Annotated in this window: 7 protein-coding genes; 5 read left to right on the forward strand and 2 right to left on the reverse strand. The window is 56.9% G+C overall.

What is annotated here, in order from left to right; genetic code table 11:
- Positions 1-536: 536 nt before the first annotated feature.
- The 5 genes from M5R41_09145 to M5R41_09165 all read left to right on the forward strand — a co-directional run bounded on the left by M5R41_09145 (position 537) and on the right by M5R41_09165 (position 11,294).
- Positions 537-2,201 carry a T9SS type A sorting domain-containing protein gene (locus tag M5R41_09145; GenBank protein ID MCZ7556553.1) on the forward strand — a complete coding sequence of 555 codons (1,665 nt, stop codon included), beginning with the start codon at positions 537-539 and terminating at the stop codon, positions 2,199-2,201.
- 365 nt (positions 2,202-2,566) lie between these two features.
- A complete protein-coding gene (locus tag M5R41_09150; protein MCZ7556554.1) occupies positions 2,567-3,760 on the forward strand; it encodes a DUF2236 domain-containing protein in 1,194 nt (397 codons plus the stop codon).
- A 37-nt stretch (positions 3,761-3,797) separates the two neighbouring features.
- Positions 3,798-4,502 (forward strand): hypothetical protein, encoded by a 705-nt coding sequence (locus M5R41_09155; GenBank protein MCZ7556555.1) that lies wholly within the window; start codon positions 3,798-3,800, stop codon positions 4,500-4,502.
- Positions 4,502-9,847 (forward strand): AAA family ATPase, encoded by a 5,346-nt coding sequence (locus M5R41_09160; GenBank protein MCZ7556556.1) that lies wholly within the window; start codon positions 4,502-4,504, stop codon positions 9,845-9,847. Before M5R41_09155 ends, M5R41_09160 begins: the two co-directional genes overlap by 1 nt.
- Positions 9,848-10,028: 181 nt before the next feature.
- Positions 10,029-11,294 (forward strand): ATP-binding protein, encoded by a 1,266-nt coding sequence (locus M5R41_09165; GenBank protein ID MCZ7556557.1) that lies wholly within the window; start codon positions 10,029-10,031, stop codon positions 11,292-11,294.
- A 143-nt stretch (positions 11,295-11,437) separates the two neighbouring features.
- Here the strand turns inward: M5R41_09165 and M5R41_09170 are convergent, their stop codons facing one another.
- Positions 11,438-12,124, reverse strand: coding sequence for a Crp/Fnr family transcriptional regulator (locus tag M5R41_09170; GenBank protein MCZ7556558.1), 687 nt, complete (start codon positions 12,122-12,124; stop codon positions 11,438-11,440).
- 383 nt (positions 12,125-12,507) lie between these two features.
- On the reverse strand, positions 12,508-12,906 hold the full coding sequence (locus M5R41_09175; protein MCZ7556559.1) for a DUF302 domain-containing protein: 399 nt from the start codon (positions 12,904-12,906) through the stop codon (positions 12,508-12,510).
- Positions 12,907-12,919: the final 13 nt, after the last annotated feature.

Raw genomic sequence — 12,919 nt, forward strand, 5'->3', positions numbered from 1 at the left:
GGAAGTCGCTCGTAGGAGAATCGGTCGAAGCGACCAGGCACCCAAAAGGATATCTCACTATCGTTTGGGGAGGGCGAATCTGTATTCATTTCCGACATAAAAATATTTTTTTCCCGAACCCCGATACCACTTGATTTTCCTGATGCGCTTGGTAATATTTGCAGTGTCAAGTTTATACTGCGCGTCATCGTAACGGCTACTGCCACAGGCGGAGCTTTGCTCCGGGGTGTCTTGTTCCTGTCGCGGTCGGTCATCGTTCATTTTCTCCGGCCGCGTGTGCAGCATGTCGGCTCTACACTCGCCGTTACCGATGCAACCTGAGACGCACTACGCCGTTTTTCCCCGTCTCCTCACGGGGTGACGCAATGACGCTTCGATTGCAGCGTGGACGAGCGCACAGCAATGTGGCGTGGAGTACGCATCAATCCGCCGATCAGCGGTTCCGGGGGGCACTACCGTCCGCCGCACGGTCTGCGGGAAGTCAACCTTTAACGGTTCATCTTCCTAATTGATCTACTAATCTGAGGAGTTTTCCCATGAAACGTTTTACCACAGCGATGATGACGCTCATCGCAGGATTGCTGTTGATCTCCGGACAGTCTCTGTCTCAAACCGGCGGAGTCGCACCCACGAACGGTCCTTCCACCAACGGGCTCATTACCCTAACCACCAATCTGGCTCCTCTAATCTCGACAACTCTCCAAGGTGACTATGTCGCCGCCGGTGTCGGCATGCGCAATATCGGGTCCGGAACCATCAACCTGTCCATTCCCACCGGCGGGGTCCTGCACAAGGCCTATCTTTTCTGGGCAATCATTTACGACGACACTCAGCCACCGAACACAGGGACACTGAACGGCAACCCGATATCGGGCATACTCAAAGGGACGAGCGGTTCTCCCTGCTGGGGAGGAGAGGGCATCAATTTCTACCTCGCCGATGTGACCGGGATTGCCGTGAACGGGCTCAACACTCTGACGGGTTTCCCGAGTGGTCTGACCAATGGCGCGCCGCCGCAAGGGAATATCGTATTCCCGCTTCTTGAAGGAGCGACCCTCGTCTTCGTGTTCAGACACCCGCAATGGGATAGAAATACCGTCATGATTCACACCGGTGCGAACACCTTCACACAGACTGCGGTGAGCTTCTGGTGTGGAACATTTATCGGGCGCCCTTTCGGAAATCCCGCCGATCAACTGGCACAGCAAACCTACATCATGGCCGACGGACAAGCCAGAGCCCCGGGCGGCGCAACGAAGCTCAATGGCATTCCCACAAGTGGTCCCGGAACAGCCATCAAGACGAACGACGCGTTTGACGGCGCCGATGGCATCATACCCGTCTTCGCGCTGGATGGTCTGTGGGATACACATACATTCGATGTGAGCACGCTCTTCCAACCGAACATCAGTACGCCGGTCACAACGGAAGCCAGCGCCATGTCGGATTGCATCACCTGGGGCGCGCATATCATTTCCGTCAAAAACAGGTTGCATTCCTTCGTTGATATCAAGCCCGGCTCCTGCCCGAATCCCTTCAATGTCAACAGCAAGGGGAATCTGCCCGTCGCCATACTCGGTTCGCCCGGATTTGACGTCAGTGCGATCAATCCCGCAACCGTCACATTGAACGATGTACCCGCGACAGGCGGCGTATCCCTGTCCGATGTTTCCACACCGTACATCGGATTTAAAGCTGACTGCATGGATTGTAATGTGCTCGGGCCGGACGGTACAATGGACCGAGTGTTTCATTTCAACAGTCAGGCCGTCGCGGCGACGCTCGGACCCGTTTCGAACAACGACTGCGTCTTCCTGTCAATCGAAGGAGAGTTCATGGACGGAACGGAGTTCAGCGGCCTGGATATCATCCGCGTTATCGGCAACATCGCCCCGAAAGAGGCTCCGACAACGATATCCGGTTACGATTTGCAACTCGATCAGAATTCTCCTAATCCCGTGACTGACGGCAGCACGTTCAGCTTTACACTTCCCGCGGAGAACCAGGTACTTCTCGCGGTGTACAATCTGCTCGGACAGAGAGTAGCGACCATCGTCGACGGTACACGGGCGGCAGGTCCGCACAGCGTTGGTTGGAACGGGGTGAGCGATTCGGGTATACGTCTCGCTCCCGGCGTCTACATGTATCGCCTCGAGACCGGTAGCGGAAGCATCACGAAGAAACTGTTGCTTTCGAAGTAGTCGTTTTTTGCAAACTTTGTTGCCGGCGGTTCCCATGCGGAATCGCCGGATTTTTATTCAGGCCGGATGTTCCCCCGCCATACCGCAGGTTCGCACTGTATCGCTGCAGTTCAACGCATCGTGATCCGGGGCAGGAGTATCGCGGTGTGCGCACATACATCCGATGCTTCCTGGTACAGACACGCACAGCCTGCTCGCCCGGGGTTACAGGCTCGTGCCCGCGCGTTCGGCGCATGGATTTCCGTTTGTATTAAGGAAAAATCGTATTATATTTTTATAGATTCACTCCTCAACACCGCAGTCCGGATACGGTGCCGTCGAGGCATAGCACGTTTGCCGCATCCGTCTGCTCAACAGTGCACGATATGGCTGCTGATACAGCAACACCAAGCCGCTGGACCGAAGCGCTTTCGCACGAAATGCGCCGGCACGGCGATGCGCTCGCCGACGCCGCGCTTGCGCGCATGCTGCAGGACGGCGAAATCAATCGGATCGAGGAGATATTCCGAGGCCTCAACACCAACGACAGCACTGCTCCACATACCGGTTACCCCTCGCTGAAGGGATTCGTGGAGAGCACGCACCATCTCCCTGATTTTGTGGACCTGCAGCGCATCAGCCGCGCTGAGGAGATTTTTATCAGGAATGCCTTTCCCATCACGCTCATTCTTCTCGCGAAAAGTCTTCCCGAGGGATACTCGGCACCGAATCTGTCGTTGATACTCAACGTTTCGGGAAACCTCCGCGCACATCCCTACCACCGTCTGCTGTCGGTGCTGCAAATGGTGCTCAACGTCGCATCGCTCGGAGGGTTCCGTCATGGTGGCAGCGCCCTGATCACCGCGCAAAAAGTGCGGCTGCTCCACGCGGGCATCCGGCATATCATTGACGGACGCATGCCGCAGTACCGCGCCGAGCACGGTATTCCGGTCAACCTCGAGGATATGCTCGCAACCATCATGGGGTTTTCCTATCTCGTCATCACCGGCATGCGTATTCTGCACTGTTCGCTCACCCGCGACGAGGAAGAGGACCTGTTCTATCTGTGGCGGGTCTTCGCCTTGCTGTGCGGCATCCATCCACCGGACGAACCCGAGAATATGGCGTGGATTCCGGACAGCGTGGATGACGCGGCAGTGTTCTACGCCTCCTATGCAAAACGGCATTTCACTGATGCGGACAGGAATCCTGACGGCGTCGCTCTCGCACAGGCGAATCTCTCGATGCTTCGCGACATGATTCCTCCTATCCCGCGCCGGTTCGGCCTCGGACTCGCTCCCCGTGTGTACATGCTGCATCTGGCGGGGGTAGACGCATGCCGGCGCGTCGGGATCGCGTCCATACCCGGACACACCCTCCTGAAGCGCATCCTGGATTTCCTGCCACGTGTATGGTATGCGATCAGTCGGTCGGTAACGTCGGCTGAATCCGCGCTCGGCATGCACCCCCGGCATTCCTTCAGCCGACTGCTTTTTCAACATCTGATTGACGATGCCTTCGGACATTCCGTCACCTTTACCGTCCCGGTCACCATCACGGATTTTCACAAGATGGTGTGAAACGCCATCGGAACCCATCATCACTACGGAACACACCATGCAGACGGATTACACAGCGGGACGCGACGCGTTTTTGAATCTCACAGACTACACGGGCGTGGAGATGTTCCTCTTCGCAGGGGGCTGTATTCTCTGGGTGGTCGCGTACGGTATTCTGATACGCAATGGTCTGCGATTCAAAATCATCGAGATGCCTCCGATCGCGGCCGCATCGAATTTCGCGTGGGAGGCGCTCTGGTCCACCGCATTTGAAACCGACATGGGGCACTTGCTTATCTGGACATACCGCGCGTGGATCATCTTCGATCTGGCGATTTTTTCGATGGTCATATTGTACGGAGCGAAGTTGGTGACGACGCCAACGCTCCGGCGACATTTCGCGCCGGCTATCATCGGCGCTATGCTGTGCTTCGGGGTGTTGTATTACTTTTTCACCGCACAGGGACATGACACACCGATCGGTGCGAACTCCGCATACATCGCGCAGCTTTTCATCTCCGTGTATTATGTTCTGCTCGTCCTGCAGCGGGAGGACTTCACCGGTTTTTCTCTGACGTTCGCCTATTTGCGCACCGTCGGCACAGGCATGAATACCGTGTTCATGCTCGTACATTATCCCTCCAACCATTTTCTTCACGCGATGGGCATCATCGCGCTGCTGTTTGATATTTTCTATATCGCGACCTTCACACGAAAACGCAGGTTACAGAGTCCCTCCGTTGTGTCTCCACGAGGAAGCTGATGCAAGTCCCCGGATACTCGCTGAAGGAAGAGTATTCCGCCGGCCCCGGCTGGCGGATGTTTCGCGGTATTCGCGTCACGGACAACGCTGCTGTCCTCGTCAAGATCGCTTCGGATGACACTGACGATCAGGGGGCATCTCCGCTGTTGCTTGGGGAACATGCCGTACTTTCGCAGAGCCACAGCGCGGCATTCCTTTCAATACAGGAAATCATTCACCTGAATGATTTCGTGGCGCTTGTTCATGAGGATTTTCGCGGATCGCCTCTTTCCCTGACCCTTGATGGCGGACCTCTCCCTGTCGAGGAAGTGATAGAACTGGGAATCGCTTTGGCGCAGGCGGCGATGGATCTCCATTCGTTGGGACTTCTTCATGGTTTGCTCCAACCGTCCGGCATTCTCATCGAACGACGGCCGATGCGGATCAAAGTCACGAACTTGTTTCTCTCACAACCGCACGGCCTTCCCACCGTCCTGCCTCCGCGCTTTCGATCGAGTACCGCCATTGTCCCGTACATTTCCCCGGAGCAGACAGGCCGTATCGAACGCGTGGTGGATGGGAGGAGTGATCTCTACAGCATAGGTGTCATCCTCTATCAATCGTTGACCGGATGGACTCCATTCCGAAGCAACGATCCCATGGAGGTGATCTATGCGCACCTGGCAAAAAATGCGGTCCCTCCACACGAGGTCGATTCTTCCATTCCGGAGGCCCTTTCACGAATCATCATGGCGCTGCTCATGAAAGATCCCATGGATCGGTATCAGAGTGCCATGATTCTGCAAGATGATTTGCTGCGCTGGCGGACCGTTCATTCGGATACACAGCGTTCCCATTCCTTTGAACCAAGAACAGGCGTAACCTCCGGATACTTCGAACTCCCGCAACGGTTGGTAGGCCGGGATACCGAGCTTGCACAGCTGACGGATGCATGGGAGAGATGTACACGCGGCATTCGTACGTCCCTGATTCTCGACGGATACGCCGGAGTCGGGAAATCGGCGCTTGTTCAAGGGATTCTGCCGTTGATTGTGCGCCACAACGCTTCGTTCCTTCGCGGTAAAGCCGATCAGCTGCAACGGGATACACCCTACGCGGCTCTCTCCAATGCGATACGCGATTTCATTACGCAGTTGCTGATGGAGAACCGCGAGCAGCTCGACTATTGGCAGCAGCGTTTCAGGCAGTATCTGGATTCCGTTGCCGCCGTGATTGCGCGTTTCATTCCTGAAATGGAATTTTTCCTGGGTTCGCAGCTCACTCTGGAAGCCGTACCCCAGGCAGAGGCCGTGAACCGTTTTCGTGAAGGCATGGGTCGGTTTTTTGAAGCGCTGTCTTCCGAAAGCCACCCGCTCGTATTCTTTCTCGATGATCTTCAATGGGTTGATGGCGATACGCTGCAGGTGCTGCGGGCCATACTCGATGAACAGCGTGCGCGGCATGTCCTGTTCATCGGCGCCGTACGCGGGCACGAACTCACCGACGCGATGCCTGCGACGGATTTTCTGCGTACTCTCTCCGATACGGAAGGATTTGCCGGGACCATTACGCTCGATGCGCTCAGCCTTGACCGCGTGAACGAATACGTATCAATGGCTCTCCACATCCCGCCGGCACAGTCGCTGGAGTTTTCAGAGGTCCTGTATCTGAAGACGCGCGGGAATCCCTTTTTTCTGCGCCAGTTCCTCTCGCTGGTGCATGAGAAAGCGCTGCTTCGATTCGATGAGGCAACGGAGTCGTGGCGATGGTCGCTCGAGGAGACGGCACAGCTGCCACACACCGAGAACGTCGTGCTGCTCCTGACACAACGGATGCAGACCTGGTCACAAGCTGCCCGGGACTCGCTCGCGATGGCATCCGTACTGGGCAGCAGTTTCGCGCTCTCCTCCGTGGCTGTCGCCAGCGGACGGGAGGTGGCGCAGCTCGAGGACGAGATCCGTCCTGCGATCGAGGCGCGGCTGCTGCTTCCGATGGAGAAGGGGCAGAAGCCCATGTTTCAATTGCCGGGAAGAAACGGTGATGATCCGAAATATCGGTTTTTACATGACCGTGTTCAGCAAGCGGCCTTTGCTCTCATCCCGGAGGACCGCAGAGCCTCCACACAGTTGACAATCGGCAGAAGGCTGCTGGATCAATTGCCCACGGATCGGCACGAAGAGTACGCGTTTGTTCTTGCGGATCAGTTCAATGCCGGACGCGCACTCATCGAAACGCACGCAGAACGAATAGCACTGGCACGACTGAATATTCTCGCAGGGATAAAGGCCGGCAGTTCCGTCGCGTTCGGGTCCGCGGTAACGTATTTCCGCATCGCATTGGAATTGCTCGGGAACACGTGGGAATCGGATCGTGCGTTGCTGTGGACGGCGACGCGTGAGATTGGGAGGATGGAATACGCGCTTGGAAATCTGGATGCCGCATCCCGGTACTTTGAGACAATGAGTGCTCACGCGCGTACACCCATCGAGGAGGCCGAGGCCCTCGCCGAGCGGGTCCATTTGATGATTCACTTCGGCAAATTCCGCGAAGCTCTTGAACTCGGTCGACGTGGATTGGTCGTTCTCGGTCACCACATCCCCGAACGCGTCACGCGACTGCATGTGCTTGCGGAGTTGATTCGGCTGCGCATCGCCACGCGCGGACGGACGCCCGAGGACATAGCCGCGCTTCCGGAGATGACAGATGACAATGCCAAGCGCGCAACCGAGCTGATGACACGTCTTCTCACTGCGGCATATTTCGCTTCGGCCGAAACGATCGGATTTTTCAATCTGCGGATGATGCGACTTGTCGCCCGTTTCGGCACAGTGGAAAGTGCGGCGTATATTTTCTCGCAATACGGACTCGTACTTGGTGCCGGGTTGGGACGTCACAGCGAAGCGTACCACTTCGCCCACACGGGCATTCGCATGATGGAGGGCACCCCCACGTCGTACTGGAAAACCCGCGTCTATCTGGCCACCGCCGCCGTCGTAAACCACTGGACGCACGATGTTCGCGAAAGTATCCCGCTCCTCGATCTCGCCATGGAGGCTGCAAAGAGTTGCGGAGATACACTGTACGAGCTCTATCCGGGACAGTTCAAAGTGCATACCCTGCACTTCCTCGGTACTCCGATAGCCGAAGTTCTGAAGGTGATTGACACCTTGTTCATCCATGCACGGAAGCATCAGCTGTCCACAATTTCGCTTGAGGTGTATCGGCAGTTCTATCGGGATCTGCAAGGGGAATCGTCTGAACCCGGAGACTGGCATGGTGCGGGTTTTGATGAAGACAAGATTCGCTCTGAGATCGAAGGGTCAGGGGACAGTGCTACCGCGGCGCATTATTACATTCTTCGGATGGAAGCGTTTCTCGCGGCTGATCGTCTGGCAGATGCCGACGCGATGCTCTGGCTCGCGAAACGCCACGTGGCAGGTACAATGGGCCAGTTGTCCCATATCGAATACCATACCAGCCGCGCGTTGGTCGCCGCAGAAAAACTGAAAGAAGGCCTGGGTGGGCGGTCCGATATGCAGACACTGCGCCGCAGTCTTCGGGCGCTCAGCCGGTTTGAGAAACACTGTCCCGAGAATTTTGCATCGCGGCGTCTGCTCCTCGCGGCGGAACTTGCGGCGATTTCCGGGGATGCGCTGAAAGCCCTTCGACTCTACGATCAGTCACTCGAAAAAGCAAAGACGCGGAACGATTTCAGGATTGAGGCACTCACTGCGCGATCCGCAACACGAACATGTGTGAACGCGGGATTGCACGAGGTTGGAAAGTCCTACGCGCGAACGGCGGTCGAAGCGTTCAGTGCCTGGGGCGCGTATCGATATGCCGACGCGTGCTTTCAACAATATCTCCGGACCGAACGTCGGTCGGTTCCACCCGCTTTTTCAGGCGGCATATCATCGCAGCACTCTGTTACTCCTGAAGCCGCATCCTCCTTCGATCTCGGCAGTCTCCTCAAGGCCACGTCCGTGATCACCGAAGAAATTCATCTGGCAAGGCTCGTTGAGAAATTGCTCCACATCACGGTAGAGAATGCGGGCGCGGAACGCGGAACGCTGTTGCTGGAGCAGGATGGCGATATGCGGACGCATGCCCACTGGGATGCCACATCGCAGCGCGCGATGTTACTCGAACACCTCCGGCCTGAGGAGACCCCGGAAATCGTGTCGAGGATTGTGCGCTACGTCGAACGGACGAAGAAACAGATCCTGCTCGATACCGCGTTGACGTCCGAGCAATTCGGAGGCGACGCGGACATTCAACGCCGGGGTGTGCAATCCGTTCTCTGCATCCCCGTCCTGTACAAATCCGCTCTGATCGGAATACTGTATCTGGAGAACAACCTCAATCCGGGAGTATTCAGTCCCGCGCGTGTCGAATTTCTGCAGCTGCTGTTCTCACAAATCGCTTCCGCGCTCGAGAATGCGCGTCTCTACGCCGGTCTCGACGAGGCCCGTCGCTCGCTCGAGGAGTACAGTATCGGACTGGAAAAAATGGTCGCGGAACGCACGCAGGATCTGGAGCGGCGCAGCGAAGAATTGCAGCAGGCGCTCGATCACCTGCAGCGAACGCAGGCACAGCTGATCCAGGCGGAAAAACTTGCCTCCCTCGGCGAGCTCACTGCGGGAGTCGCGCATGAGATTCAGAATCCGCTCAACTTTATTCGCAATTTCTCGGAGCTGTGTGTCGAACTGACGACCGAAATGCGCTCCGCGGCGACAGAAGGAATCGGCACCTCGCTGTCGCTGCAGGACGATCTGGCGACACTACACGATGTTTCGAAGAAGATTCACGATCACGGGTTGCGCATCGAGCGCATCGTACGCGGTATGCTCGAACATTCACGCAGCGGGTCACTCACACGGACAACGGAGGACGTGCATACCCTGATCGGGGAGGCGCTTTCGTTGTGCTACCATGGCCTGCGTGCAAAAGACGACACATTTACCGTTGCGATCGAAACGCGCTACGATGATTCTCTTCCCGCGATGGAGGTGATTGCAGCGGATCTGTCCCGGGTATTCATCAATATCATCGATAACAGTTTTTATTATCTGAAAGAGAAAGCACGATCCGCAGGGTCGTCGTATTTTCCTTCCCTCTCGATCAGCAGCGCCCGGACACCCCATGACGCGGAATTCCGTTTTCGCGACAACGGACCCGGGATACCACCAGAGGCCCTCCAGAAAGTGTTCCAGCCGTTTTATACAACAAAACCGTCAGGGGTCGGGACCGGCCTCGGCCTCAGTCTCAGCTACACCAGCATTGTCGAGGGACACAGGGGTACGCTGTCCGTGAAATCAGCGTACGGAGAATGGACGGAAGTTATTGTCCGTTTGCCTCTGGCGTGACACCGCAGACATCAGCGCTGCACCTCCCTCCCGCTCTTCCGCGTCTCTCCACTGTGCGAACACAGACGCGCAGCATACTGCTGTAGATACTGAAACTTTCGTTATCTAAAGTATTTTTACTTTAGATGGATAAAGTTTATTTTGTTACAGCATGTGGAGCGAACGGAAAGGAGCAATACATATGGCAGCCGGAAGTACGCGCACACCAAATCCCTTCCGCATTCATGGCGTCGTTGAAGGCGAGGCATTTGCGGACCGTCTGAACGAGGTAGCGCGGCTCGAGACGGCCCTCCGCGACGGAGGGAGCAAGCTCATCCTGTATGGCCCGAGACGCATGGGCAAGACCTCCGTACTGCTTCGGGCGATCAACAACATCAACAGCAGTGGCGGCTATGCGCTATTTGCCGATCTGTCGACCGCTTCATCCGCCGCCGATATGAGCAACCGATTGTTGAGCGCGGCGGGGGCGCTGCTGGGCAGAAGTATGCACGATTTCCTCACCGATTTAGTCTCCCGTCTCAAACTCTCGATCACACTGTCTGTCGATCCGTTGAGCGGTCTGCCGCTTCCGGGGTTGGATCTCCAGGCACGGGATTGGGCCGCGGAGAAACAGCGCGAGACTCTCACGGATGTGCTTGACGTGCTCAACGCCATGGCGCAGAAGAGAAATATCATTATCGGGGTCGCCCTCGATGAATTTCAGGAGATCACGACACTGGGCGGTGAGCGCGCGGAGTGGCATTTGCGCGGAGCGATGCAGCATCATCATCATCTCGCCTACGTTCTCGCCGGGTCCCAGGGACATCTGATCGAAGCCATGACCGGAGCGAAGGGAGCATTTTATAAATTCGCGGATAAAATGCCTTTCGGTCCTATCGATGCCGGCGAGCTAGCCCTCTGGTTAGAGCAACGCTTTCGCGCAACCGGTGTGAATGCGGATGGCATGGGTGCCGCTATCATAGCCGCCGGGGGCAGCAGGACGCGCGACTGCATACAGATCGCGCGTGTCTGTCATGATCGGGGCCGCGTCACCGGAAGGGTGCGGCCGGAGGATGTGGAGACGGCCTTGCGCGAAATCGTCGCGGAGGAGCATGACATCCATCTGCGGCAATGGCGCAATTTGACGGTGCTGCAGCAAAACGTCCTGCGTGCTGTCGCTGCAGCGGACAGCGGCCTGAGCACACGTTCCGTCATCCGTCAGTTCTCCCTAGGCAGCAGCGGTTCCGCGATCAATGCCGCCAATGCGATGGTGACCTCGGGACTCTTGCTGCGGGAAGATACATTCACCCGCGAACGGGTGAGCACGCCGACAGGCTATGCGTTCGATTCACCTTTTTTCCGTGCCTGGGTATGGTGGAACGCTCTGCAGGATATGGGAGCGGTGATGAGTTCCGTGGTGCGTGAAGGGCCGTTCCTATTTCGGGTCGAGCGTCCCCCTTCGACGTAGCATCGAAGTCCGGTCGTGACGTTGCATTTCATCATTCGTCCACATCGCGCCCTTCGTCGTCAGCAAGGTCGCGGCAACGACAGGGAACGTCCGGAAAGCGGAGCGTCAGGTTTTCGGAGTTGTACCTCAGTGCGGCTCCCCGCTCACTCCCCCACCCATTGCTTCAGCAAATCCTCCCGGAGAATGATAAAGCCCCAGCTCTGCTCCTCGATTGCTCCTTTGCCTTTGAACTCACGGAGAGTGCGGGAGAGCGTTTCGGGGATGGTGCCGAGCAATGCGGCAAGCTCCTTTTTACTGCACGGGAGCGTGCAGCTATTGACGCCATCACGCGTTTCGCTATTGGAAAGCATGTAGCGCGCGAGCCGTGACTTGACGTCGCGGAGCGAGAGATCTTCGAGCGCGGTGACAAAGCCGCGCAGACGCCGCGAATACGCGTGCATGAGATCGAGACCGAGTTCCGGATGATCGAGTAGAATGGCGACGAAACCCTTCGCGGAAATACGCACCACGGTGCTGTGTTCCGTCGCGACGCAATTCGCGGGATACCTGCTTATGTCGAACATCGCCGCTTCGGCCACCAGATCACCCGTCCTTTGTATATGCACCACGAATTCATCTCCCGCAGACGTGACACGGTAGAGCTTGAGCACACCTCCGGCGACGCCATAGAGATAGCGCGCGACGTCGCCTTCGCGAAACAGGTGCTCCCCTTTCGGTACTTGCAGCAGCTCGGCGCAGCAGGCCACATAGTCCAGCCGTTCGCCGTCGAGCGATTCGAAAAGGAAAATGTTCCTCAGAGCAACAATGAGCTTGGCATCCTGTGTCTCCATCCCGCATGATAGCAACGCCGCTGTGAATCGGCAAATGTGGCGCGAACAAGATTATCGATTGGCCGAGCTGCGAGGGGAATTCCAGATACATCCGGAAATTGCACACGGCGTAAAAGTAACAGGGTGCGCCCTACCGAGCGCACCCCGCTGAACGTGCGTCTGCCTGTACACCGTGAGCACCGTCCTCGCACAGACGGAGGCTGCGACTGGATGACGGCATTGTACGGTTGTTGTGTCCTCTGCCCGGTGTTCAGGAAAGGATCAACGTGATCTCTTGTCCGGCATTTCGGACGCGACATCGGACTTCAGATGCTATTTTTCTTACAATCAGACTGTACCGCTGTCATACGAATGGATCCGTGTTCGTCCGCACGGATGCGCGTTCAGAGAGATGTCACTTCGTCCACCACGGCTTTGAGCGTAGCTTCGACGTCGTCGGGGAGCGTGCCGAGACCGGCATCGGGGAGGATGCTGTTCATTGATGAAGGACGCATGAGCATGACCTTGTTCTCGCCGCCGTCGGCATAGACAACGATGCGGCAGGGCAACATCATGCCAATGGGTTTGAAAGCGCTGATGGCCTGGAAAGCGTACTTCGCATTGCAGACCTCGATAATGCTGTAGTCCCCGATCTCGAAGCCCTTGTCCTTCAGCGTGGCTTTGACGTCGTGAATGTGCAGCGTGCGGAAGCCGCGGGCGAGTGCATCGTCCTGTATGGCCTGCACGAGTTGGTCGAAGGGTTTGTTGCTGCTTTTCGTGTATTCGAGTTGGGAAAGATCCATGGCGCTATTCTCC

It is taken from the genome of Bacteroidia bacterium (assembly GCA_027493955.1).
Lineage (GTDB): Bacteria > Bacteroidota > Ignavibacteria > SZUA-365 > SZUA-365 > JAOSJT01.